Origin of the sequence: Bacteroides sp. LFL-34, from assembly GCF_027257075.1 — a bacterium.
GTDB classification, from domain to species: Bacteria; Bacteroidota; Bacteroidia; order Bacteroidales; family Bacteroidaceae; genus Bacteroides; species Bacteroides ovatus.
The window spans coordinates 19,562-46,241 of sequence record NZ_JAPQKZ010000007.1 but is presented as its reverse complement, the minus strand read 5'-3'; the positions used below and the strand labels follow the sequence as shown (position 1 = coordinate 46,241).

15 protein-coding genes are annotated in these 26,680 nt (G+C 40.9%); 9 read left to right on the top strand and 6 right to left on the bottom strand.

What is annotated here, in order from left to right:
- Positions 1 to 99: 99 nt before the first annotated feature.
- From thiL to sppA, 4 genes are read right to left on the bottom strand one after another with little or no spacing between them, the layout of a single operon-like run.
- Positions 100 to 1,134 carry a thiamine-phosphate kinase gene (gene thiL / locus N5O98_RS05715; RefSeq protein ID WP_004310619.1) on the bottom strand — a complete coding sequence of 345 codons (1,035 nt, stop codon included), beginning with the start codon at positions 1,132 to 1,134 and terminating at the stop codon, positions 100 to 102.
- Positions 1,135 to 1,150: 16 nt separating this feature from the next.
- The gene (locus tag N5O98_RS05710) at positions 1,151 to 1,960 is read right to left on the bottom strand and encodes a purine-nucleoside phosphorylase (RefSeq protein ID WP_004298940.1); all 810 of its coding nucleotides are present in this window, start codon (positions 1,958 to 1,960) and stop codon (positions 1,151 to 1,153) included.
- Entirely contained in the window at positions 1,917 to 3,047 is a 1,131-nt protein-coding gene (gene lpxK, locus N5O98_RS05705; protein ID WP_004310620.1) for a tetraacyldisaccharide 4'-kinase, read from the bottom strand. The genes N5O98_RS05710 and lpxK overlap by 44 nt, the downstream gene beginning before the upstream one ends.
- Positions 3,048 to 3,057: 10 nt before the next feature.
- Positions 3,058 to 4,836 carry a signal peptide peptidase SppA gene (sppA, locus tag N5O98_RS05700; RefSeq protein ID WP_004310621.1) on the bottom strand — a complete coding sequence of 593 codons (1,779 nt, stop codon included), beginning with the start codon at positions 4,834 to 4,836 and terminating at the stop codon, positions 3,058 to 3,060.
- A 230-nt stretch (positions 4,837 to 5,066) separates the two neighbouring features.
- On the opposite strand from sppA, the gene N5O98_RS05695 reads away from it, so the two are divergent.
- Both N5O98_RS05695 and N5O98_RS05690 read left to right on the top strand, forming a co-directional pair.
- On the top strand, positions 5,067 to 6,341 hold the full coding sequence (locus N5O98_RS05695) for a histidine-type phosphatase (protein WP_004310622.1): 1,275 nt from the start codon (positions 5,067 to 5,069) through the stop codon (positions 6,339 to 6,341).
- Between the two features lie 32 nt (positions 6,342 to 6,373).
- Positions 6,374 to 8,572, top strand: a complete 2,199-nt coding sequence (locus N5O98_RS05690; RefSeq protein WP_032856059.1) for a GH92 family glycosyl hydrolase — start codon at positions 6,374 to 6,376, stop codon at positions 8,570 to 8,572.
- 130 nt (positions 8,573 to 8,702) lie between these two features.
- Here N5O98_RS05690 and N5O98_RS05685 read toward each other — a convergent pair whose 3' ends face one another.
- Positions 8,703 to 9,746, bottom strand: coding sequence for a FecR family protein (locus tag N5O98_RS05685; RefSeq protein ID WP_004310624.1), 1,044 nt, complete (start codon positions 9,744 to 9,746; stop codon positions 8,703 to 8,705).
- Between the two features lie 53 nt (positions 9,747 to 9,799).
- Complete coding sequence (locus N5O98_RS05680; protein WP_004310625.1) at positions 9,800 to 10,387, bottom strand: RNA polymerase sigma-70 factor; 588 nt, start codon at positions 10,385 to 10,387, stop codon at positions 9,800 to 9,802.
- A 327-nt stretch (positions 10,388 to 10,714) separates the two neighbouring features.
- Between N5O98_RS05680 and N5O98_RS05675 the strand changes: the two genes are divergently transcribed.
- From N5O98_RS05675 to N5O98_RS05645, 7 genes are all read left to right on the top strand, one after another.
- Positions 10,715 to 14,131, top strand: coding sequence for a SusC/RagA family TonB-linked outer membrane protein (locus tag N5O98_RS05675; RefSeq protein ID WP_004310626.1), 3,417 nt, complete (start codon positions 10,715 to 10,717; stop codon positions 14,129 to 14,131).
- 32 nt (positions 14,132 to 14,163) lie between these two features.
- Positions 14,164 to 15,807: a RagB/SusD family nutrient uptake outer membrane protein gene (locus N5O98_RS05670; RefSeq protein ID WP_022200212.1), complete on the top strand. Its 1,644-nt coding sequence runs from the start codon at positions 14,164 to 14,166 to the stop codon at positions 15,805 to 15,807.
- Positions 15,807 to 17,222: a DUF5125 domain-containing protein gene (locus tag N5O98_RS05665; RefSeq protein ID WP_118161268.1), complete on the top strand. Its 1,416-nt coding sequence runs from the start codon at positions 15,807 to 15,809 to the stop codon at positions 17,220 to 17,222. Before N5O98_RS05670 ends, N5O98_RS05665 begins: the two co-directional genes overlap by 1 nt.
- Positions 17,223 to 17,268: 46 nt before the next feature.
- Complete coding sequence (locus tag N5O98_RS05660; protein WP_022200210.1) at positions 17,269 to 18,747, top strand: BACON domain-containing protein; 1,479 nt, start codon at positions 17,269 to 17,271, stop codon at positions 18,745 to 18,747.
- Positions 18,748 to 18,781: 34 nt separating this feature from the next.
- Positions 18,782 to 19,855: a cellulase family glycosylhydrolase gene (locus tag N5O98_RS05655; protein WP_015531699.1), complete on the top strand. Its 1,074-nt coding sequence runs from the start codon at positions 18,782 to 18,784 to the stop codon at positions 19,853 to 19,855.
- 7 nt (positions 19,856 to 19,862) lie between these two features.
- A complete protein-coding gene (locus N5O98_RS05650) occupies positions 19,863 to 22,388 on the top strand; it encodes a family 20 glycosylhydrolase (protein WP_022200209.1) in 2,526 nt (841 codons plus the stop codon).
- Between the two features lie 244 nt (positions 22,389 to 22,632).
- Positions 22,633 to 26,664, top strand: a complete 4,032-nt coding sequence (locus N5O98_RS05645; protein WP_061448175.1) for a hybrid sensor histidine kinase/response regulator transcription factor — start codon at positions 22,633 to 22,635, stop codon at positions 26,662 to 26,664.
- Positions 26,665 to 26,680 lie beyond the last annotated feature (16 nt).

Genomic DNA, 26,680 nt, shown 5'->3' with positions numbered 1-26,680 from the left:
GCAAGTCTTATGGAAATAAAAAACACTGATAAAAAGTTAGTCGGCTAATTATCAGTGTTGTATAAGATGAAAAATATTTCAGGTATGTGATGAAATCTATTATTTATCTTCTTTTAATGGATTCCATCCCTGTGCTTTTAGTTCGAATTCTTGTCCATCACGGGTAATCAATGCACAGCCAAGTTCAGGTTTGGTAATATGTCCGATGAGACGAACTCCTTCCATTTGTGAAATTTTCTCATGATCGGCGATGGAAACAGTAAAGAGTAGTTCATAATCTTCTCCACCATTCAAGGCACAAGTCGTAAGATTCATGTTAAACTCTTCGGCCATAACAGCTGTCTGATAATCGATTGGGATATGCTCCTCGTAAACGCGGCAACCAGTATTGCTTTGTTTGCAGATATGCATCAGTTCTGATGACAGGCCGTCAGAAATGTCCATCATAGAAGTAGGGATTATATTGGCGGCTGCCAATTTCTCAATGATATCTTTGCGCGCTTCCGGTTTCAATTGGCGTTCTAATAAATACTCTTTGCCGGAGAAATCCGGTTGGACATCTTTATCACCTTGCAATACGACTTTTTCACGTTCCAAAAGTTGTAAACCCATATAGGCTGCTCCCAAGTCGCCGCTGACGCAGATCAGGTCAGTGTCTTTGGCTCCATTACGGTAAACTACTTTATCCTTATCGGCATCGCCGATACAAGTAATGCTGATAGCAAGACCTGTCAGAGAAGAAGTGGTATCGCCTCCCACAATGTCGACATTGTATTGCTGGCAAGCCAGACGGATACCGGAATAAAGTTCGTCCATATCTTCCACGCTGAAACGCTTGGAAAGACCAAGAGATACCGTAATCTGCCGGGGAGTACCGTTCATGGCATAAATATCGGAGAAATTAACTACTGCTGATTTATATCCCAAATGCTTCAAGGGAACATAAGTCAGGTCAAAATGCACACCTTCCATAAGCAGGTCGGTTGTTACCAGTACTTGCTTTTCTGAAGGGTAGGAGAGAACGGCGGCATCGTCGCCCACTCCATATTTGCTGGATTCGTTTTCCAGTTTGATTCCCTCGGTGAGGCGGTCAATCAGACCAAACTCACCAAGAGATGCTATTTCAGTTCTCATAAATCGGGATGATTGTTTAGGCACGGTTGATAAGTTCACGCATGATCGTGGTCATTTTCGGTTGAGCAGCGTCAGCGGCTTTCTGAACTTCTTCGTGTGTTACTTCTACGATTTTTCCTTCTACTCCTAAGTCGGTAATGACGGAAATACCAAAAACTTTGATACCACAATGGTTGGCTACGATAACTTCCGGAACGGTAGACATACCAACTGCATCAGCACCAAGGATATGGAATAATTTATATTCGGCAGGAGTTTCGAAAGTAGGACCTTGCGTACCAATATACACTCCGTGTTGTACTTTAATTCCTTTTTCTTTGGCAATCTCGTCAGCCTTACTAATCAATTCCTTGCAGTATGCTTCGCTCATGTCCGGGAAGCGAGGTCCGTAAGGGATATTTTTTCCGCGAAGCGGATGTTCGGGGAAATAGTTGATATGGTCAGTGATAATCATCAGGTCACCGATTTCGAAATCTGCATTTGTACCGCCACTGGCATTGGATACGAACAAGGTTTTGATACCTAATTCACGCATGACACGTACAGGGAAAGTTACTTCTTTCATCGAATAACCCTCGTAATAGTGGAAGCGTCCCTGCATAGCCATGATATCCTTATTGCCTAGTTTGCCGAAAATCAGCTTACCGCTATGACCTTCGACGGTAGATACCGGGAAGTTGGGGATATCTGAATACTTTATTTCATACTTCTCGGTGATTTCGTTTGCCAAACTGCCAAGTCCGGTGCCTAGTATAATGGCAGTTTCCGGACTGGTATGCATCTTACCTTTCAGATAAGCTGCGGTTTCTTGTATTTTCTCTAACATAGTCAATAATATGTTGGTTAAATTTATCTTGTTGATTTTGTAATATTTCAATTTCAATAGGCAAGGCGTAGATAAATGGTTTCAATTCCTTGTCCAAAGCCGGATGGTTAATCAGGCGTGTTGCATCTTTCTCGGTGGTAATAATCAACCGGTGTTCTCCTTTCAGTTTATGAAACCGTTCTTTGATAAGCTGTATATCCCGATGAGTGAAATTGTGGTGATCGTCAAACGATAGTAAATCTATTTGTTTGGTACAACCTTCCAGTCTTTCGAGAATAGGGGCAGGTGAGGCAATTCCCGTCATCAATAATATATCAGTGTTTGTCAGTGAGGACAAAGCAACCTCATGGTTTGTCGAAATTGCATTTGTGTCCGGAGACATGGTAGGGAACACTGGTTGCAGGTTACCATACCGGAACGATGAGAAGAATAACTGTTGATATGGATAAAGGCTCAGCCGTTTCGTGATAATGTTATAATCAATAGGCTTGATGTCTTGCGGGCATTTGGTGACAATAACGATTTGCGCCCGATTCTTGCCGCTAATTGGTTCACGAAGCCGTCCTGCGGGGAGCAAAGTGTCATCACAGAATAATCGGTGATAATCCGTTAACAGAATACTCAATCCCGGTTTGACGTATCGGTGCTGGAAAGCATCGTCCAATAGGATAACATCTATTGAAGGCTTTTGCAGTGCAAGCAACTTTTCTATGCCATGACAACGCTTTTCATCGACAGCTACTGTGACAGACGGGAATTTTTGATGCATCTGGTAAGGTTCGTCGCCAATGCTTCTTGCCGTACTTTCCGGAGTTGCCAATACATAACCTTTCGTGTGCCGTTTATATCCCCGGCTTAATACAGCTACCTTATATTGATTACAAAGAAACTTTATCAGATATTCAGTGTGTGGAGTTTTTCCTGTCCCTCCTACAGCGAGATTACCCACGCTGATAATAGGTATATCAAAACTCTTTGATTGAAGAACTTCCCAGTCAAAGAGTTTATTTCTCATCATTACCACTGCTCCGTAGAGCCAGGAGGCAGGGTAGAGCCACTTATGTATCTTGATAAAGTGTTCGTCCATGTATTACGGTTTATTTTATATTCAGTTCGAACGGAATACGTGCCTGAATCATAGATTGTTCTTGCAGATTTTTCAGTAAGCCGAATTGCTGGTAGTACTCGCCTAATTTACTTTTCAGTAATTGTGATTCTACATAATTCGTCGGTTTCGTATCAAGCAGGGAAGACAGGAAATCTTGTTTCTCAGGATAAGACACAACGGTATAGCCTTCGATACCGGCTTTTGCAACAGCAATGTCCAGTGCCTTGTCAATACCACCTAATTCGTCTACTAATCCCAGTTCTTTAGCAGTTTCCCCAGTCCATACACGGCCTTCAGCAATCTTCTCGATAGCTTCCTTCGTCATGTGACGTCCTTCGGCACAACGAGTTACAAAGGTATCATATCCTTCAGTTATCATCATTTGAAGCAATGATTTCTCATCCTCGTTAAACGGACGCATGATATTTCCGAAATCAGCGTATTTATTCGTTTTTACGACATCATAACTTAAACCGATTTTATCAGTCAATCCTTTCACATTAGGAATCATACCGAAGATTCCGATAGAACCGGTCAGGGTAGTAGGCTCTGCAACAATCGTATCGGCAACGCAAGAGATATAGTAACCTCCTGACGCAGCATAATCACCCATAGAGACAATGACCGGTTTCTTTGTTTTCAGCTCTTTCACAGCATGCCAGATTTGTTCCGAGGCGAAAGCACTTCCACCTGGAGAATTGACACGGAGTACAACAGCTTTCACATCATCATTATCTTTCAATTTGCGCAGGTCACGAATTACTTTCGAACCGACAATCCCATCTTCGGAAGTTGCAGAGCTCGGATAGTCTGTAATTTCACCGGATGCATAATAAACAGCTACGATATTACCGCTTTTATCTTTCGGCACATTTTTCCTTACGTTCATCATGTCGCCCAATCCTAATATAGGAAGATTATCATCTTCATTGATCTCTACCAATTTCTTAAGATAATTACGCACATCATTGCGATAAATCAGAGTATCAGCCAATCCACATTTTACACTCTCTTCTGCCGGATAGAACATGAGCATGCGATCTGCATAAACATTCAGTGAGTCTACAGAAATATTACGTGAAGTAGATACCCCTTCCGTAACCTGTCCCCAGATAGAAGTGATAAATGTGGTAACCTGTTCGCGGTTGGCAGGACTCATTTCCGTAGCAATAAACGGCTCTACGGCAGATTTGTAAGTTCCCACCTTGAACACCTGCATCTCAACTCCTATTTTTTGCAGCAGATCTTTGTAGAACAGGGGAGCAGAGGCGATACCCCGCCATTCAATCATTCCTTTGGGATTGAGCAACACCTTATCGGCTGCGCTGGAAAGATAATAAAGTCCCTGCGTATAGGAGTCTGCATAAGCAATAACGAATTTTCCACTTTCTTTGAAGTCGAGCAGTGCGTTGCGGATTTCCTGCAAAGAAGCATAGGAGGTGCCTAATGAGTTTGCCTGTAGATAAATCCCTTTAATATTTTCGTTTTCTTTAGCCTTCTGGATGGAAGAAAGAATATCGTCCAGTCCGTACGTGTTAGAACCGTCACCCAACAACTGTGATAAAATATCCAGCGGATCTTCTTGCGTACGTTCAACCAACGTTCCGTTTAAGTCGAGCATCATTACAGAATTCTTTTTTACGATTGTTTCCGTGTCCGAAGCAGACATGATGCCAAACAACGTTACCATGCTGATTATAAATAATACAATACTTGACAAAATGATACCTGTCACCGTGGCAAGTGTAAATTTCAAGAAATCTTTCATTATACTTATTGTTTTTTGCGCCAGCTTGTTATTAAGCTAACAAAGATAAATAATTGAGTTGATATTTATTCAACAAGTCGTACGAATTTTTGTTTTATCACAGCGAATCCATATAAATAGGAACTTCCTTCATTTAAGATTTAAGTATATTTGTCTGTATCAAATCCTTTTAAATGAGAAGAAATCTCTAATTTTGTGGCACAACTATTAATACATTGAATAATACTATCATGAAAAAACTCACATCTATCCTTTTATTGCTTTTGTTTGTATGGACGGTACAAGCACAAACTGCTCGTGAAGAGATCCGTGCAAACCGGTATTTATCCGCTAATAATTATTATGCATATCCCACGCCTACTGCCAAGCAGACAGCTGCTCCTAAGGGGTACGAACCTTTTTATATCAGCACATATATGCGTCATGGTTCACGGTATTTGATTGATCCGAATGATTATCGTTTCCCCAAGCAAACTTTATTAAAAGCCGACTCTTTAAACAAACTTACTGCAACAGGTAAAAACACACTGGATATTGTTTTGCGCATGGCTGATATGGCGGAAGGTCGTCTTGGTGAACTGACTTCGGTGGGAGCACGCCAACACAGAGGAATTGCAAAGCGTATGTATACTAATTTCCCACAGATATTTGCGGATGGAACAGAAGTGGATGTCCGTTCCACAGTTGTCATCCGGTGTATATTATCCATGACATCCGAATGCCTCCAATTGCAGGCGATGAATCCTAATCTATGTATCAAGAATGATGCAAGTTACCATGATATGTATTACATGAATCCTCCTGCTAAGGATTTGAGTAAAATAGCTAGTTCCGATAAAGTGAAGAAGGTTCAGAAAGATTTTGAAGCTACCCATGTACGTCCGCAACGGTTGATGAAAACATTGTTTACAGACGAAGCGTATGTAAAAGCAAACGTTGATGAAGCGCGCCTGATGAGACGTCTTTTTGATTTGGCTTGTAATATGCAGAGTCATGATACAGATATGCAGCTATATTCTCTTTTCACGGATGAAGAGTGTTATGATTTATGGAGTTGTAACAACTTATATTGGTATCTGACACACGCTTGTTCTCCTGTAACGGATGGTTTGATGCCCTATCGGGAAGCCGACTTGTTGCGTAATATTTTAGATAGGGCAGATGCTGCTTTGAAAGAAGGTAAGAACCAGGCCACTTTAAGATTTGGTCATGAGTCTTGTCTGTTACCGTTAGTCGCTTTATTGGAACTGAATCATTATGGAGAATCTTACCCTGACGTAGAAAAGTTATCCGAACAATGGAGAGCGTATGATATTTTCCCGATGGCTAGTAACGTGCAATTCGTCTTTTTCCATAAAAAAGGAAGTAACGATGTATTGGTAAAAGTATTACTTAATGAAAAGGAAGCTAAACTACCGGTGAAAACAGACGTAGCTCCTTATTACCACTGGAAAGATGTAGAAAGCTACTATCGTGAAAAATTAGATAAATATCAGCATATATAATGCGACATTAACTTAACATTATTATATTTACCATGAGAAGAAAAACCCCTTTTATGGCTGCAACTCTGGCAGCAGGCTTGTTTTTTTATTCTTCTTGTACTCCGGCTGAAAAGACGGATACAAAAGATTATACTCAATACGTTAATACCTTTATCGGTGGCGCAGACAACGGGCATACATTTCCCGGCGCATGTTATCCTTTCGGTATGATACAGACCAGCCCTGTGACGGGAGCAGTTGGTTGGCGCTATTGTTCTGAATATGTTTATGAGGATTCCCTGATTTGGGGATTTACTCAAACACATCTGAATGGAACGGGATGTATGGATTTAGGTGATATTTTGGTGATGCCGGTCACTGGCACACGTGCCCGTGCGTGGGATGCTTATCGTAGTCATTTTTCTAAAGATAAAGAAGCGGCTACTCCGGGATATTACACCGCAGAGCTCTCTGATCCACAGGTAAAAGCAGAACTGACTGCCTCTATCCATGCTGCCCTTCACCGCTATACTTATCACAAGGCTGATTCTGCCTCTATATTGATTGACTTGCAACATGGCCCTGCATGGAGAGAAGAACAATATCATTCACAAGTCAACAGTTGTGAAGTGAACTGGGAAGATGCTCAAACACTGACAGGACATGTCAATAACACGGTATGGGTCAACCAGGATTATTTCTTTGTGATGAAATTCAACCGTCCGGTAGTCGATTCACTTTATCTTCCGATGGGCGAAACAGAAAAAGGAAAACGCATCATTGCCTCTTTTGATATGCAGCCGGGAGACGAGCTGATGATGAAAGTGGCTCTTTCCACCACCAGCATAGACGGGGCTAAAAAGAATCTGGAAGCAGAAATTCCTGCCTGGGATTTTGAAGGAGTAAGAGCTACCGCCCACAATGAATGGAATAACTATTTGAGCCGTATTGAAATAGAGGGTACCGATGATGAAAAGACAAATTTCTATACTTGTTTCTACCACGCATTGATTCAGCCTAATCAAATTTCGGACGTAGATGGTATGTATCGTAATGCCGCCGACTCTATTGTAAAAGCCGGAACTGGAACCTTCTATTCTACATTCTCTTTGTGGGATACTTACCGTGCTGCTCATCCGTTTTATACATTGGTGATTCCCGAGCGTGTGGACGGTTTTGTGAATTCTCTCATCGAACAGGGTGAAGTGCAAGGCTTCCTGCCTATTTGGGGATTGTGGGGAAAAGAGAATTTCTGTATGATTGGTAATCACGGCGTATCAGTCATTGCCGAGGCTTATCGCAAAGGATTCCGTGGCTTTGACGCTGAACGTGCTTTCAATATAATAAAGAAGACGCAGACTGTATCTCATCCGTTGAAGTCTGATTGGGAGGTTTATACGAAATATGGTTATTTCCCGACAGACCTGATAAAAGCAGAATCTGTATCTTCCACTTTAGAATCTGTATATGATGATTATGCTGCTGCCGATATGGCACGTCGTATGGGTAAAGAGGAAGATGCCGCTTATTTTGCGAAACGTGCTGACTATTATAAGAATCTTTTCGATCCGGAGACGAAGTTCATGCGTCCGCGCAAAGCTGACGGAACTTGGAAAGCTCCGTTTAACCCAAGTGCGTTGGCACATTCTGAAAGTGTCGGTGGAGATTATACGGAAGGAAATGCATGGCAATATACTTGGCATGTACAACATGATGTTCCAGGATTAATCCAGTTGTTTGGGGGAGAAAAACCTTTCTTGAATAAATTAGACTCATTGTTTACGGTTAAGCTAGAAGGTGAAAGTTTAGCAGATGTTACTGGATTAATCGGGCAATATGCTCATGGAAATGAACCAAGCCATCATGTGACTTATTTGTATGCACTGGCTGGTCGTCCGGAACGTACACAGGAATTGGTTCGTGAAATATTTGATACTCAATACAAAAACAAACCCGACGGACTTTGCGGAAATGATGATTGCGGACAGATGTCTGCTTGGTATATGCTTAGTGCGATGGGATTCTATCCGGTAGATCCGGTAAGTGCGGAATATGTATTCGGTGCTCCACAGTTGCCGAAGATGACCTTGCATTTGGCCGATGGCAAGACTTTCACAATTATTGCGGAGAATTTGTCGAAAGAACATAAATATGTAGATAGTATTACATTGAATGGCGAACCATATACAAAGAAAACGATCTCGCATGAAGATATTGTAAAAGGTGGTACACTGGTGTATAAGATGAAGTAATAAATTCTCAAGCATTCTCACTGCGATGAGTATTTTTTCTCATTCCTATGAGTATTTTTTCTCATAGTATTGAGAATTATCCCTTGTCAGAACATACGGAAACGGCGTTTTACACAGACTGAAACTACCTTTATTGCATAGTCCTACTCACCTCTATACGCTGCTTTTCAAACTTCTCATTATTGGTGTTGCGATTACTAACCTCTTTACAGCGAATAGGTGCACTCATTTCAAGCAAGCGCAAAATCTCATTTAAAGATTCACCTTCAAAAGTCGCTTTATAGGAATACTTTCCTAATTCAGCGTCTTTCAGAATAAATTCCACGTTATAAGTCTGTCCCAAACGCTTGAATACATATTCCAGCGGGTCATCTCTAAAAATGAGTATTCCATCTTTCCATGAGCACCATTTATAAGTGTTGGTTTTATTGACGTTATATAAAGAAGTGGCCAGATTATAGTCAATTTTCTCTCCCGGTGAAAGGGAAATCGTCTTTTTCTGGTCAAGAGTGACTGCGACCTTTCCTTTTACTAACGTCACTGCTGCTACATGATCCGGAGCGTATGCGTTCACATTGAATGCTGTGCCGGTAGCTTCTACAGTCAGTTGTTTGGTTTTTACGATGAAGGGATGCTCTTTATCGGATTCTACTTCAAAATAGGCTTCACCCTGCATCGAAACAACTCTTTGCTTATCATTGAATTGAGTCGGATACTTTAAAGAACTTCCGGCATTTAGCCAAACCTTAGAACCGTCAGGCAGATTAACTACCGACCAAGTGCCATAAGGAGTGAATAACTCCTGATAAGTCTCTGCAATTTGAGAAGCGGGTTTAAAATAAAGATAAGCAGATAATATCAGTAAAGGAAGAAGCAAGATAGCTGCCACTTGCTGCCAATAGTGCAGGAAGGACAACTTAGGACGAACGGAAACCGGCTGGTTTTGATGGAGAATCTGTTCCATTACTTTTCTGTGCGCACTGTCCACATCTATCTCTTCCGGATTAAAAGCCGGGTGACTGACTTCCCACACATTCTTTTGTGATAGAAAGCTCCTATAGTTTTCGGGAGTAGCCGATATCCAATCATCCAGTACCTTTATTTCTTCTGGTGTAGCCTCTTTCGAGAGATATCTGGAGATTATAAATTCTATGTCTGAATCTTTATTTATCATATGCATTTTACCTTATATATAATAGACGTTTCAGAAAGAAAATCCCACATTCATTAGTGGAAAAGAAATAAAAAAAGTAGTAAATAAAAATCTTTTAATAAGATGCGGAGCTGCTTCAATGCTTTGCTGATACGTACTTCTACCGTTCTGACAGAGATATTCAGGCGATTGGCTATTTCCTGATATTTAATATTTTCTAATCGGCTCATCTCGAACACTTCTCTTTCTTGAGGAGGTAATTGTTCCAATGCATTTTTAAGTTGCCGGCATAAATCAGAATATAGTATGTAGTTTTCTGTCGTATCTATATCTATAGAATCCGATTTAAGTTCGTAAGCAATGTGCTCATCTATAATCCTGCGATGGCGTAATTCGTCCAGACAGTAATTCCTGACCGCTTTCAGTAAATATGATTTTAGTGAGTTCTCAATTACCAATGATTTCCGGTCATTCCATAGTTTGAGAAAGATATTTTGTACAATATCTTCACAGGTAGATTTCTCCGGAATGTAAGTACCGCCAAACAATACCAAATCTTTATAATAAGCATGGAATAGTCGGGTAAAAGCCTGTTTATCATCCTGTTTTAGTGCTATTACCAGAAAACGGTCGTCGGAAGTCTGTTGTTGGATATTCGGCATAGTATTGTAGTAAAGGTTCTATTGTCGGGGGTAAAAATAGAAAGATTATTTGGGATAAACGATAGTTTGAAGAAAAAATAATGCAGATGAAAAAATAATGCGATATCCAATGTGGCTTTTATTTTTAGAAACGTCTTATTGATAGAAACGAGAGAAAAACACATTTATTAACCTTTAAATAATACAAGCCATGAGAAAGACATAATCAGTGAATTCAGCTTCCGACAACTGATAAAAAAAGGAAGGTCTGACTCACCTTCCTTTCCAAAGATTCAGTTATTCGTTAATCAACTTATTTGTAGAACCAATAACCAAACATGTAAAGGTATGAAACTTATTTCAATTAGAAAAATGAAAAAGAGAATTAATGTACCTGCGAATGTAAAAATGGGGAGAATCTGTGCTATATGGTTGTTTTGTATAGCTTTGCAAGCTATCAGTATACCTATCCTGGCACAATCCGCCAAAATTACATTGCGACTGAAAAATGTGACTGTAGAGGAGGTCTTGACTAGTATCGAAAATCAGACAGAATACCGTTTCTTATACAACAAAGACATTGTTGATGTAAGCCGTATAGTAAGCATTACTGTGAAAAATGAACGGATGACTCTGGTACTGGATAAACTTTTTAAAGGCGAAGGAGTATCTTATACGATTGAAAAACGTCAGATTGTATTAAACAAAGTTTCATCTCAACCACAGGATAACAAACAGCCGGTCAAAGTGACCGGAAAGGTAGTGGACGAATCCGGAGAGGTTCTTCCGGGAGTGACTGTGATGATAGAAGGGGCTACTCAAGGAACCATTACCGGTATAGATGGCAATTACCAGTTGCAAGTTCCGGAAGGCTCGACACTGAAATTTACTTCAATAGGTTACACTACATATACGCAGAAAATTACCCGACCGATGACGTTGAATGTGACGATGAAAGAGGATTCAAAACAGTTGGATGAAGTTGTTGTGGTGGGGTATGGAACGACCACCCGTAAGAATCTGACAACTTCCATTGCAACGGTAAAAACGGAAAAAATATCGCGAGCCGCAACAAGTAATATGTCACAGATGTTGCTTGGGCGGGCTGCCGGACTGGAAGCTACGTTGACAAGCCCGCAACCGGGTGGAGCAGTTGACCTTTCAATTCGTGGGGCAGGTACTCCTATCTTTATAGTGGATGGCGTAATGATGCCTTCCACTTCTTTAGAGGTTGGAAACGGAAACCAGGTTATGCCCAACTCTATCAATCGTTCGGGATTGGCCGGACTTAATCCTGCCGATATTGAATCTATCGAAGTGTTAAAGGATGCATCTGCCTCCATTTATGGAATTGGTGCAGCCAATGGTGTCGTTTTAATCACTACAAAGAAAGGTACTGAAACTCGTCCCCAAATCACTTATGAAGGAAATTATTCTATCGTGAAAAACTATCCGTATCTGGAACCTTTGAGTGGGGAAGAATATATGAATGTTGCCAACATTTTCAATAAAGAAAACTATTTATTTACGAACGGTATGTATCCTTATGGTGATAAACCTTTTGATAATAAATGGGTACCTCAATTCTCACCTCAACAGATAGCTGCCGCTCAAACAACAGACTGGCTGGATTGTGTATTAAAGGATGGTAGCATCAATAATCATAATATCACAATTACGGGTGGTTCTAAACTGCTGAAATATTATCTGTCCGGAAATTATTACAAACAGGAAGGTACGGTAGAAAACTCCGCTATGGAACGTTATGCTCTTCGGACAAACATTTCTTCACAATTGCTTCCATTTCTTAAGTTGACAGCAATTGTCAATGTAAATGAAAATGAATATACAAACTCAACTTCCGGTGGCGGTGGTGGTGGAAATGGGTACGATGCCATACAATCAGCATTGACTTATCCTTCTTATTTACCAATCAGAGGTGAGGACGGAAAGCCTACCTTATATTCAAATTACCCTAACCCGGCGGAAATGATAAAAGTTAGTGACCGGACTAAAACAAGCGGTTATTATCTAAACTTTGCTGCCGATGTGGATATAATCAAGGATATGTTGTCCTTCCGTTTGATGTATGGCATTAATAAGGAGAATGCTAATCGTAATCTGTATATTCCTTCTGATATATATTTTATGGACATGTATAAATCAAGAGGGCATTTGGGATATGTTGAACGTAGAAACCAAACTATGGAAGGCACATTGACTTTCAAAAAACAGTTTGGAGATTTGTTACGTGTCGATGCCGTAGTCGGTATGGGAAGATATACGAACGATTCAAATGGACTTGAACTTGACTACGAACAGATTAACGATCACATTGCAGCTGATAAGGTGGAAGCTGCGGAAGGCGCTTTCTACCCGACTTCTTTCAGGGCAGCCGATGAACGTCGTTCTCAATTTGCCAGGGCAAGTGTGGATGTGCTCGACAGATATGTAGTTGCCGCTACTATTCGTCGCGATGGAACGGATAAGTTTTTCCCGGGAAAGAAATATGCCTATTTCCCTTCAGTATCATTGGCTTGGAAATTATCTAACGAGCCGTTTATGAAGCATATATCATGGATTGACCAGTTGAAGATTCGTGGTAGTTATGGACAGACAGGTAATGATAATCTGGGTAGTTCGCTTTATGGCACTTTCAGTCTGGCAGCCCAATATATCAAGTTCTCTAACAATTCAGTGACTTATGTACCCTATCTGCTTAGCGGTCCTGATTACCCGAATGTTACCTGGGAAAAGACTACCATGAAAAATATAGGTATAGACTTTTCAGTTCTGAAAGATAGAATCTGGGGAAGTTTTGATATGTTCCGCAATGATGTAACCAACTTGCTGGGATATGACTCTGCCTCTCCGCTTAGTATGACATCTTCCGTCCCGATGAATTATGGACATTATGTACGTTACGGATGGGATGCGACTATCAACTCACTAAACTTTGAAATCCCCCGTGTGTTTAAGTGGACCTCACAATTGACCTTATCACATCATAATGCCGTTTGGAAAGAACGGATGCCCAACTATTATTATGAAGAATATCGAATCCGCAAGAACGAACCGGTGAATGCTTATTATTACTATGAAACGGAAGGCGTTATCAACATAGATAAAAGTAATATGCCCGAATCGCAGAAATCTTTGCCGGCAGATGCGCAACAGCCCGGTTATCCGATTATTAAGGATGCAAATGGGGATAACAAAATAACGATTGATGATGTGAAGATGCGGAATACACTTCCAAAAATTCACATAGGCTTTGGAAATACATTTGTATACAAAGATTTTGATCTGGATGTATTTATGTATGGACAATTCGGACGTACACGCTATAACTATGCATATCGTTGGGCACTTGTCGGAGATGTGTATTACACGAGTCCCAAGAATTCGAACAAATATGTATATACTATCTGGAATTCTCAAACCAATCAGAATGGAAACCGGCGTGGTATTGCTTCAACAAAGGCTGTCGCTTTGCCTGGTAACGTAGGTTTTGAGGAAGATTATCAGAATGCTTCGTTCGTACGTGTCAGGAATATCACTTTAGGATATAACCTTTCAGGAAAGAAGCTGGGAAGAGTAGGTGATTATGTGAGTTCTATCAGAGTTTTTGTCGACTGTCAGAATCCGTTTACTTTTACCAAGTTTGTAGGTGTCGATCCTGAAATAAAGACGGGTGGCGACGGCTCCAAAGCGGAGTATCCGATGACGAGAACATACTCCTTCGGAGCAAAAATATGTTTCTAAGAAAACCTGTAACGAAAGAAAAGATTGAAAATATGAACAAGAATAAATTATTTAAGGTGTTTGTCATGATTGCATTTATCATGTGCAGTTGTGAGGATAATTTTGATCCGAAGATGTATGGCACGTTGAATGTTTCTAATTATCCGGTGACTGAAGCCGAATACGAATCATTTATGATGACCTGCTATATGCCTTTTACAACAACATGGACCTATTGGATCGGTGCCGGAACAAGTGGCAATCAGCACGGTTGGTATATCCCTGCCGGAGGTGTACTGAAGTTCTTTGATTATCCGACAGATGAGGTGGCTGTGTGGAATAATGGTTGGGGAGGCGGATATTATTTCCTTTCTAAAGCCGATTTCAGTCAGTGTGTTTATTACGCAAGCGGTACATTAAGCGATGAAAACCCGAACCACTTTCCGAAAGTAAGTGAGATTTCCTACTTCACCAATGTGATCGGCACACTGGAGAAGGCTTCTACCGAAGTGGTCTCTGAAGAGCGTAAAAGAGAATTTATTGCTGAAGCCCGTCTTTGTCGTGGATTGATGATGTATTATCTATTGCATGTATATGGTCCTGTTCCTTTGATTGTCGATCCGAACGACCTGATTAATCCTTCAAAACTGGAAAATCTGGTACGTCCGACATTGCAGCAAATGACGGAGTGGATTATGGCTGACTTTGAGTATGCTTATCAGTATATTGCAGATACGCAGCCGGAACAGGGACGTTACAATAAAGACTATGCACGTGTATGCATCATGCGGCATTGCCTGAATGAAGGCTATTATATGTCCGGTTATTATCAGAAAGCGATTGATATGTATAACGAGTTGAAGGGACGGTATAGTCTTTTCAAGAAAGGGGACAATCCTTATATCGAGCAATTTAAAAATGCCAATAACTTTAATTCGGAAGTGATTATGGCTGTCAGTTGTGATGAAACGGCGGATGGTACGAATAAGTCCGGCAACTTTAATCCGCTGATGATGCTCGCTACTCCCGATAATGCAGCCAGAGTGGACGATCAGGGAAATCCGACTCCTTTCTATCTGCAAGGGCAGGGATGGGGACAAACTTTCAACGTGTCTCCGAAATTTTGGGATACGTATGATCCTTCGGACAAACGTCGTGAAGTGATCCTTACTAAATATTATACGACTGCAGGAACCTGGATTGACCGGAATACTACTACATGGGATGGGTTTATCATTAATAAATTTCCGGTGGAAACAGCTACGGCTTTTCAGGGGACTGATATACCGTTAGCCCGTTGGGCAGATGTATTGCTCATGTATGCGGAAGCCGAAGTACGTAAAAACAATGCAGCTCCGTCTGCTGACGCTATTGCTGCGGTCAATGAGGTGCGTAAGCGTGCTGGACTGGGGGAGCTTCCGTCATCGGCAACAGCGAATGTTGAAGCTTTCCTGGATGCTTTACTTACGGAAAGAGGACATGAAATGTTGTATGAAGGGATGCGTAAAATAGATCTCATCCGTTTTAATCAGTATGCGCAGCGTACAGCGAAGATCAAAGGAGTGGCTCCTACACATCAATATGTGCCTATTCCTAATTATGCGGTTCAACAAGCTTCGGAATCTTATGGAAAAGTGTTGGTACAGACATTTGAACGTGAGGGATGGAAAGCGGATCTTGCGGCAGCTCGCAATTAATGTCATCATTCATTATTGTTAAACTAGAGATCTTAAGAAAAATGAAAAAGATATATGTATTATTCATGTCGTCGTTATTGCTCCTTTCGTGTGCAAAAGATGATGTTAGTAAGCCAAGTGAATGGCCGGAGTGGCCTACACCTTCAAAACCTAAAATAGAAAATGCCGTATTGCGGGGAGTGAATGGTGAAACGGTTGTGGCGGCTGGTGATAAAGTGAAGTTCACCGCACAGGTCAGTGATGAATATAATGATTTGGTTTCATTCCAATTATTAGTGACAATGGATGGAGCCGAAATCTTGAATTTGTCTAAAGGCTTGAGCGGACGTTCTGCGGTTATTGAAGAGGAAGCTACTTTACCTTTTGTTGCTGGTTTCCAGAATGGACGTCCTGTGGTGACTATAAAAGCTGTAAACGATTTAGGTGGCAATGAATCGACCCTGACTTTGGATGAGGCCGCAAGTGTGGCGGTGACCCGTCCGGAAACACCTTCCCAATTATACCTTGTTGATGATTTGGGAAATGTGTATGAAATGGACAAGGAGAGTCAGAATGAAACGGATTATAGTTTCCGGACGAGTGCGGCGGATTTGGCAGGGATTGGCGACCATTTTAAAGTTGCCGAAAAGATAATAAATAATAAACCTGATTATTCCGGTTTGGTATGGGGATATTCAGACGATAAGATCGCGATTGTGACTGATGATGCAGCTACTTCGATTCCGACTCCTAAGGTAGGGAGTTATACATTGGAGAATATCACTTTTGATATGTTGAGTTTTCTGGCTGATAAGACTTTGACATACAGCATTGATATTGATAAGTCCCGCTTCTTTGATGTGGGAGGAGGGTATGTCCAGTTGGATGTTCAGTTGGTGGAAAGCGCCAAGATTAATTTTATAGGTTTTGGTAGTGATGTCACCAATATGCTCCGGCCGGAATTTTTTAAAGATGTTTCAGGGAGCAAAGCAAAATTCGATGGTCCGTCGGTACTTTATAACTTGAAATATAATACATCAAATGGTTTCATGTATATGGAACGCCCACGGGATGTTTTTTATCCGGAGGTGATGTATATTGTCGGTACTGGAGTTGGATTTCCACGCGAACCTTATGTGGCTACGCTTGCTTGGGACTTCGCATATCCTCACCAATGGTTCTTCTTTAAGAAGGTAGGGGCAAGTGCCTTTGAAGCAGTTGTGTATATTGATCAGACTATGGGATTTAAGTTCTTTAGAGGATATGGTTGGGCGCAAGAGGAGGATACGAAGAATCTGTATACGGTTGAGCCTGCTAACTTGATAACAAGAAGTGTTCCCGGCGATCTGATTCCCGGTCCTGATTTTAAAGCTGGACTTTATACGATACATATTGATAAAGCCAGTGAAGTGATACGATTGACTCCTTATAATTAAAAAGGGATCAAGATTAATAGTCTTTAATTTAATATTCAATAGAATTATGTATATATCAATGAAAACATATAGTAAGAAGTTACTGGTCGCATTCTTTTTTTCGATGTTGCCAATGGTATTGATGTCTTGTTCGATGGATCCGGAGAAAGCTTCTTTCTCAATTTCCGGGAATTTGGAGAAGTTACAGATCGGTAATGACGGTTTTACGGAGGTTTATTCGATAAAGTCTAATACGGAATGGAAATTTGTAAACGAGACGGATCAGTCTTGGGTTACCATCTCACCGGCCAAAGGGAGTGGAAACGGAACTGTGACAATTACTGCAAATGCAAATACAGGAACCGGACGTACGGCTGTATTCCGCGTAGTACCTAATGGAGTAAAGACACAAGAAATTGAGATCATTCAGGGTAATTCTTATATCCCTACAACTGATGGAGAATTCCCGATTATAGCATGGACCGGAGTGGAAGCAGACAAGTCGCTGGAGAAATTCCCGGTGATGAAAGCATCCGGCATTAATATTTATCTGGGATGGTACGATGATTTGGAAACAACATTGAAGGTGCTTGACGCTGCACAGAAGACCGGAGTGAAAATGATAACTTCTTGTAAGGACCTCTTATCTGTCGGTACTGCCGAAGAGGTCGTAAAAGCAATGATGAATCATCCGGCTTTGTATGCTTATCATTTGAAGGATGAACCGGAAGTGAATGATTTGCCGGGCTTGGGCGAATTGGTGAAGAAGATTAAAACCATCGACAGTCATCATCCTTGTTATATCAACTTGTACCCCAATTGGGCATGGGGGAAAGAACTTTATTCTGAAAATGTAAAGTCGTTTATAGAACAAGTCCCTGTTCCGTTTATTTCGTTTGACAATTATCCTATTGTATCTATAAATGGTGCTCCCAGCATTGTCCGTCCGGACTGGTATCGGAATCTGGAAGAAATATCGGCTGCTGCTAAAGAGAATAATAAGCCGTTCTGGGCATTTGCACTTGCACTTTCCCATAAGCTTGATGAAACTCATTTTTATAAGATACCGACATTGCCCGAGTTGAGATTACAAGTCTTCAGTGATTTGGCTTATGGTGCGCAGGCAATCCAGTATTTTACCTATCGCGGACTTCAACATGACGAACCGACTGAAGTGTATGATTTGGTCAAGACTGTTAATCAGGAAGTACAACAGCTTGCAGGTATATTCTTGGGAGCACAGGTTATTTCTGTATCTCACACCGGAAGTGAAATACCTGAAGGCACGAAGGCTTTGGGAAGTCTGCCGACTCCTATAAAATCATTGACTACGAGTGATACAGGTGCGGTTGTCTCTGTCCTGGAGAAAGGTGGTAATCAATATCTTGTGGTAGTAAATAGAGATTTTCGTAATGTGATGAACCTGTCTATCGATGTGGATAGTTCTGTTAGCAGAGTGTTGAAAAATGGTTCAACGACTACTCCGGACGGCTCTACGATAGCAGTCGAACCGGGTGATATGGTAATATTTACGTGGAGAAAATAAAAAGATTTTTAATTTGATAAAGTAAAACGATTATATGAAAAAGATATTACTTTCCTTTTTTATTGGTGTTATGTTGATTGCCTGCAACCAGAAAACTGTCTCTGTTCGTGAGGTCTGGACAAAAGAGCAGGCTAATGAGTGGTATAAACAATGGGGATGGCTTCGTGGATGCGATTTTATTCCGAGCACGGCAATCAACCAAATGGAGATGTGGCAGGCAGATACTTTTGATCCGGTGACTATTGATCGTGAACTGGGGTGGGCGGAAGAAATAGGCATGAACTGTATGCGCGTATATTTGCATCACCTGGTTTGGGAAACAGATAAGGAAGGCTTTAAGAAACGTATCAATGAATACCTTACTATTGCCGACAAGCATCATATCTCTACCATCTTCGTCTTCCTGGATGATTGTTGGAATCCTGTATATCAGGCTGGCAAACAGCCGGAACCACAGCCGGGAGTACACAATTCGGGATGGGCACGTGACCCGGGTGATCTGTATTATAAAGGCGATACGGCAGTGATACTTCCGGTATTGGAAAGCTATGTGAAAGATATCCTGACTACCTTTAAGGATGATAAGAGAATCGTATTATGGGACTTATATAATGAACCCGGAGGTTCGGGAGGATATAGATACGGTGAAAGAAGTTTGCCGTTATTGCAGAAGATATTTACGTGGGGACGAACGGTGAATCCGTCACAACCTCTGTCGGCCGGAGTTTGGGATATGAGCCTGACTAATCTGAATAAGTTCCAATTGGAAAATTCGGATGTGATAACATACCACACGTATGAAGGCGTGAATTCGCATCAGCAACTCATTGATACATTGAAGCAATACGGTCGCCCGATGATTTGTACAGAATATATGGCACGTACTCAAAATAGTACTTTCCAGGATATTATGCCAATGCTGAAGAGAGAAAATATCGGTGCAATCAACTGGGGACTTGTAGCTGGAAAAACAAATACGATCTTTGCATGGGACACTCCATTGCCTGATGTTGTTGAACCTCCATTGTGGTTCCACGATATATTCCGTAGTGATGGAACCCCTTATTCGACAGAAGAAGTGGAATGTATTCGTTCATTAACTAAATAATTCCCTTATGATAACTATGAGGAATATATGGATAATGATGTTGGGGATATGCCTGTTTGGTTGCGGGGCTGGTAAACAGCCCCCTTCCTCACAGCTATCCTTAACATGGAAACTGGAAAAAGATAGTGTGGAAGCCAGATATTTTAAGAATACATTCTGTCTGACGAATAATGGGAATAAATCCTTGACTAATAATTGGGTGATCTATTTTAATCAGACACCTATTTATTATCAGCAACCTATTAATGCACCGCTGGAAATTGAATGTTTGGGTTCGACTTACTATAAAATGTACCCGACTGAACACTACCAGGCATTGCCACCGGGTGAAACAATCACTTTTACCATATTGAGTGAAGGAAATGTGATTAATGTGTCCTCGGTTCCTGAAGGGGCTTATATGGTAACTACCGATGAAAAAGGGAAATCGTTACAACCGCAAAATGTCCCCATCGAGATCGAGCTTTTTAAGCCCGATACCCAATGGGTTAGCTCGAGGAACAGCTTTCCCTATGCAGATGGAAATTATTTCTATAAGCAGAATGATGATTTTAGCAAACCGGTAGATTGTGATATGCTTTCTCTTTTTCCTGCTCCTAAAAAAGTGGAAAAGACGGGCGGTGTTTCTTCTTTCTCTCAAAAAGTCTGTCTGAAGTTTGATGATGCGTTTAAAGAGGAAGCTCTTTTATTGAAAAGTCAATTGACTTCATTATTAAGATGCAGCGTTTCCGATAAGGATGAAGAAACAATCATTGAATTGAAGAAAATGGAGGTTCCTATTACCTGTCAATATCCCGATGAATATTACGAAATCGTGATAAAGAATAACCGGTTGACTTTGAAAGCTAGTGATACACATGGCATATTTAATGCTTGTCAAACATTGCTTGCCTTATTAGATAACATGGAACTAACTTCTTCTCCGATACCTAATCTTCATATAACCGATTATCCGGACATGGGGCATCGGGGAATTATGTTGGACGTAGCCCGCAACTTTACAAAGAAAGCGGAGCTGCTGAAACTGATCGATATATTATCATTCTATAAGATGAATGTACTGCATTTGCATTTGAGTGACGATGAGGCCTGGCGTGTGGAAATACCCGGATTGGAGGAATTGACAGAAATCGCTTCTCGCAGAGGACATACCATAGATGAACAGACATGTCTTTATCCTGCGTATGCCTGGGGATGGAATGAGACAGATACTACTTCATTGGCCAATGGATATTATTCTCGCAGTGACTTCATGGATATTCTGAAATACGCAAAAGAAAGGCATATCAGAGTTATTCCCGAAATAGACATTCCCGGACATTCCCGGGCAGCGATTAAGGCCATGAATGCCCGTTATCAGAAATATATAGCTACAGACCAATCGAAAGCGGAAGAATATCTTTTGACTGACTTTGCAGATACTTCCCAATATCTGTCGGCACAAAATTTCACAGACAATGTGATTAATGTTGCCATGCCTTCCACTTATCATTTTCTTGAAAAAGTGATTGATGAAATCGTACGGATGTATCAGGATGCAGGAGTAGAACTGACTGCTTTCCATGTGGGTGGAGATGAAGTACCGGAAGGTATTTGGGAAGGTTCTTCTATCTGCCGCACTTTTATGCAAGAGAACGGACTGACTAAGATACGGGATCTGAAGGATTATTTTCTGGAACAAATATTGGAAATGCTGGACAAACGTAACATACAGGCAGTCGGATGGCAGGACATTGTTATGAATCCTGATAATACCGTTAACGAACATTTCAGAAACAGTAAGGTATTAAATTATTGCTGGAACACCATTCCGGAGCAGGGTGGGGATGAAGTGCCGTATAAGCTAGCTAATGCAGGCTACCCGGTTATACTCTGTAATGTGGGTAACTTCTATTTGGATATGGCCTATTGCTATCATGTGGAGGAACCGGGATTGCGTTGGGGCGGTTATGTGGATGAATATGTGACGTTTGATATGTTGCCTTTTGATATTTATAAGTCTTTACGACGGAATTTGAAAGGTGAACCTGTTGATGTGAAAGCTGCTTCAAACGGAAAACAACCCTTGACAAAGGAAGGTTATCAGAATATCAAAGGTCTATCCGGACAAATATGGTCGGAAACAATCCGTAGTTTTGAACAGGTAGAATATTATCTTTTCCCAAAAGTCTTCGGATTGGCAGAACGTGCTTGGAATGTTCAACCATCGTGGGCATTATCTCCGGACGGCAAAGTATATATGGATGCCAAACGGAAATACAATGCCGGTATTATAGATTATGAGTTGCCACGTCTGGCAAAGCGAGGAATAAATTTCCGGGTGTCTCCTCCCGGTATTATGACAAGGGATGGATTACTACTGGCTAATACTGCCATTCCCAATGCGGTAATCCGGTACACAACCGATGGAAGTGAGCCTACGGAAAGTTCCATACAATGGCAAACTCCGGTAGTATGCAATGCTCCACTGATAAAAGCAAAGGCTTTTTATCTAGGAAAAGAGAGTGTAACTACGGTATTGTTTAATAGATGATATATGAATAAAAAGCTATTTTAATAATATTAGAATAGCTTTTTATTTATGCATTTATGGAATTTTACATATTAAGGGGTAGCTGAAATTCTAGTTCTTCTTTATAATATTCAACAAATTTAAAACTGGAAGTATGGGTATTAATATTAATTGATGGTTGAAATATGAATACATTTTTGACTTGCGTTTTAATTAATTTTTTCATATTTTTTGCAGAGTATTTTTTTGAATATTAGTGAAAGACATGAGTAATTTTGTAAAAATGAGAGGATTCTTTTTGTTTATACTTCTTCTCATTAATTGTACTGTAAGCAAGGGACAGATTTATAAGTACATAGGACTGGAAGACGGGTTGAATAATCAGAAAATATACCATATCCAAAAAGACCGACGGGGGTATATGTGGTTTCTGACTCAAGAAGGGATAGACCGTTATGATGGCAAACATATCAAGCATTACAACTTTTCGGACGATAACATGACGTTGGATTCACGGATTGCCTTGAATTGGCTTTATATGGACAATGAGAATGTATTATGGGTAATCGGGCAGAAAGGTCGTATTTTTAGGTATGATTCGCAACATGACAAGTTTGAACTGGCTTATGTGCATCCGGAGCTGATCAGGAATAAGTCGCAAGCGTTTCTGAATTACGGTTATTTGGACAAGAATGACCGTATTTGGCTATGTTATAAAGATAGCATTACCTGGTATAATACCCATACCGGAACGACGTCACATATGTTGATGCCGGTTGATGGTGAAATAGCTACTATTGAACAAACGGATGGAAATCATTTCTTTATTGGTACGGGAGGCGGCCTGTTCCGTGCCGGGATAGAAGGGGGAGAGTTGAAGTTGGTTTCTGATGAAGCAGTGGAGAGTATCACTGTGCCCGTGCATGAACTTTATTATCATGCTGTTTCAAAACAGTTGTTTGTGGGAAACTACAAAGAGGGAATACTTATATATGACATGAGGGGAACAGGTAAAATCGTCTCTTGTCAATCACCTAATAATGTAGAGGTTAACCAGATCGTAGCTTTAAACGCTCATGAACTTCTAGTAGCTACAGGAGGGAAAGGCGTATATAAGTTGGATGTGAATACATACATAAGTGAGCCCTATATAACAGCTGATTATAGTAGTTATAACGGGATGAATGGAAACAATATTAATGATGTCTATGTGGATGAAGAAGACCGCATCTGGCTTGCCAATTATCCCACCGGCATTACCATCCGCAACAACCGTTATGGGAGTTATGATTTGATAAAACATTCCCTTGGTAATACCCGGTCACTGGTGAACGATCAGGTTCACGATGTGGTGGAGGATAGTGACGGTGACCTTTGGTTTGCAACCAGTAACGGTATTAGTTTCTATCAGACTGATACAAAAGAATGGCGTTCTTTCTTTAGTTCCTTTGATCCGGTACCAAATGATGAGAATCACATTTTTTTAGCACTGTGTGAAGTCTCTCCCGGTGTAATGTGGGCCGGTGGTTATACATCAGGTATTTACAAGATAGAGAAGAAGAAAGGGTTTAAGGTAACTTATCTTTCTCCTGCCGCTATGGCAGGAGTACGTCCCGACCAATATATTTATGACATTAAAAAAGATTCGGGAGGTGATATCTGGTCCGGTGGATATTATCATCTGAAGCGTGTCAATCTTGAGACTAAAAGTGTACGTTTGTATCCGGGAGTGAGTTCTATTACTACCATTCAGGAGAAGGATGACCGGCTGATGTGGATTGGTACGCGAATGGGACTTTATCTGCTTGATAAAGAATCCGGGAGGTACCGGTATATTGACCTGCCCGTTGAATCTCCCTATATATGTGCATTATACCAGAGAGAAGACGGTATCTTGTATATTGGTACCCGTGGAGCGGGACTTCTTGTTTATGACATTAACAAGAAGAAGTTTGTGCATCAATATCGTACTGATAACTGTGCGTTGATTTCCGACAATATTTATACAATTCTTCCCCGGCAGGATGAGAGCCTCCTGATGGGTACGGAGACTGGTATCACCATCTATTCCCCTCAAGAACATTCTTTTCGTAACTGGACACGGGAACAAGGATTGATGAGTGTCAATTTTAATGCAGGTTCTGCCACAACCTGCAACAAAAGTACGCTTGTTTTCGGTGGTAATGACGGTGCTGTCAAATTTCCGACAGATATACAGATACCGGAACCGCATTATTCACGTCTGTTATTGCGCGATTTTATGATCGCTTATCATCCTGTTTATCCGGGTGATAACGGTTCTCCACTGAAGAAGGATATTAATGAAACTGACCGGCTGGAACTAGCTTACGGACAAAACACTTTTTCCCTTGATGTAGCTTCCATTAATTATGATTATCCTTCCAACATTCTTTATTCATGGAAAATTGACGGTTATCATAAAGAATGGAGCCGTCCGAGTCAGGATAACCGGATTCTTGTCAGAAATCTGCCTCCCGGCAGTTATACATTGCAGATTCGTGCCATATCCAATGAAGAGAGGTATAAGACCTATGAGACAAGAGATATTCAGATTGTTATAACGCCTCCGGCATGGGCCAGTGTTTGGGCTATGGTAGGCTATGCAATCCTGTTGATACTTGTTATGGTTATCATATTCCGTATCATCATGTTACAAAAACAAAAGAAGGTGTCGGATGAGAAGACACGGTTCTTTATTAATACAGCTCATGACATACGTACACCACTTACATTGATAAAAGCTCCACTGGAGGAAGTCGTAGAAAATCGTATGGTGGCTGAACAGGCGTTACCCCATATGAATATGGCTCTTAAGAATGTGAATACATTACTTCAACTGACGACTAACTTGATAAATTTCGAACGGATAGATGTCTATTCATCCACTCTTTATGTTTCCGAGTATGAGCTGAATACTTTTATGAATGATGTTTGTGCCGCTTTTCGCAAATATGCTGAAATGAAACATGTCAGGTTTGTTTATGAAAGCAATTTTGACTATCTGAATGTGTGGTTTGATAGTGACAAGATGGGATCTATTCTGAAAAATATCTTGTCGAATGCATTGAAGTATACACCTGAAGAAGGTAGTGTCTGCATTTCCGCCTGCGAGGAAGGAAGCACCTGGAGCATTGAGGTGAAAGATACGGGGATTGGTATTCCTTCGTGCGAACAGAAGAAATTGTTCAGGAACTGTTTTAGAGGTAGTAATGTTGTCAATCTAAAAGTGACAGGTAGCGGAATAGGGCTGATGTTGGTATACAAACTAGTCAAATTACATAAAGGCAAGATTCAGATTCAGAGCAATGAACAACAAGGCACTTGTGTACGAGTTACTTTCCCGAAAGGAAATAGCCATCTTCATAAAGCTAAATTTATTTCTCCCAAGCTGCCGGATGAACGTCCGGAGACTATCATACCGGGTAGTATTTCTGATTTGCCGGCTATGGAGATATCCCAGATAAACAGTTCCTTACAACGTATCCTGATAGTGGAGGATAATGATGATTTGCGTAATTATCTGGTGGATATGCTGAAGACGAGTTATAATATTCAGGCTTGTCCGAATGGGAAGGATGCACTTATCATAATCAGGGAATTTAATCCGGATTTTGTTATATCCGATATAATGATGCCTGAAATGAGCGGAGATGAACTTTGTTCAGCGATAAAAGGGGATCTTGAGATGTCTCATATTCCGGTCGTTTTGCTGACAGCACTGGGAGATGAGAAGAATATGCTCGAAGGGCTGGAAATCGGAGCGGATGCTTATATCACTAAGCCTTTCAGTGTAGGAATACTCAAGGCAACGATTAAGAATTTACTGGCGAATCGTGCTTTGCTCCGTCAGGTTTATAATAGTATCGAAGAGGAAGAACAGAGTTTTCCGGTTAATTGTACTAATACTCTGGACTGGAAATTTATAGCTTCGGTCAAGGAATGTATAGAGAAGAACATGGGGGATCCGGATTTTAATGTAGAAATGCTTAGTAGTCGCCATCACATGAGTCGTACGAGTTTCTTTAATAAATTAAAGGTCTTGACAGGTTATGCACCAGCCGATTATATCCGGATGATACGTTTGCAACATGCTGCACAATTGCTAAAGCAGGGCGAATATACAATAGCAGAAATTACCGATATGGTCGGGTTCTCGGATGCGAAATATTTCCGTGAGGTATTTAAAAAATATTATGGTGTAAGTCCGAGCAAGTATGGAGAGTCGGAAAAGACAGGAGCTTCTCCGGCAGTTAATCTTCCAAGTAAGACTGATTAGCAAAAAGCCCTGTAAG

Bases quoted from the DNA above. Each gene is read 5' to 3' on its own strand.
- N5O98_RS05670 (WP_022200212.1), top strand. From the start codon at position 14,164: ATGAACAAGAATAAATTATTTAAGGTGTTTGTCATGATTGCATTTATC.
- N5O98_RS05685 (WP_004310624.1), bottom strand. From the start codon at position 9,746: ATGATAAATAAAGATTCAGACATAGAATTTATAATCTCCAGATATCTC.
- N5O98_RS05650 (WP_022200209.1), top strand. From the start codon at position 19,863: ATGATAACTATGAGGAATATATGGATAATGATGTTGGGGATATGCCTG.
- N5O98_RS05695 (WP_004310622.1), top strand. From the start codon at position 5,067: ATGAAAAAACTCACATCTATCCTTTTATTGCTTTTGTTTGTATGGACG.
- sppA (WP_004310621.1), bottom strand. From the start codon at position 4,836: ATGAAAGATTTCTTGAAATTTACACTTGCCACGGTGACAGGTATCATT.
- N5O98_RS05660 (WP_022200210.1), top strand. From the start codon at position 17,269: ATGTATATATCAATGAAAACATATAGTAAGAAGTTACTGGTCGCATTC.
- lpxK (WP_004310620.1), bottom strand. From the start codon at position 3,047: ATGGACGAACACTTTATCAAGATACATAAGTGGCTCTACCCTGCCTCC.
- N5O98_RS05675 (WP_004310626.1), top strand. From the start codon at position 10,715: ATGAAACTTATTTCAATTAGAAAAATGAAAAAGAGAATTAATGTACCT.
- N5O98_RS05655 (WP_015531699.1), top strand. From the start codon at position 18,782: ATGAAAAAGATATTACTTTCCTTTTTTATTGGTGTTATGTTGATTGCC.
- thiL (WP_004310619.1), bottom strand. From the start codon at position 1,134: ATGAGAACTGAAATAGCATCTCTTGGTGAGTTTGGTCTGATTGACCGC.
- N5O98_RS05680 (WP_004310625.1), bottom strand. From the start codon at position 10,387: ATGCCGAATATCCAACAACAGACTTCCGACGACCGTTTTCTGGTAATA.
- N5O98_RS05690 (WP_032856059.1), top strand. From the start codon at position 6,374: ATGAGAAGAAAAACCCCTTTTATGGCTGCAACTCTGGCAGCAGGCTTG.
- N5O98_RS05645 (WP_061448175.1), top strand. From the start codon at position 22,633: ATGAGTAATTTTGTAAAAATGAGAGGATTCTTTTTGTTTATACTTCTT.
- N5O98_RS05665 (WP_118161268.1), top strand. From the start codon at position 15,807: ATGTCATCATTCATTATTGTTAAACTAGAGATCTTAAGAAAAATGAAA.
- N5O98_RS05710 (WP_004298940.1), bottom strand. From the start codon at position 1,960: ATGTTAGAGAAAATACAAGAAACCGCAGCTTATCTGAAAGGTAAGATG.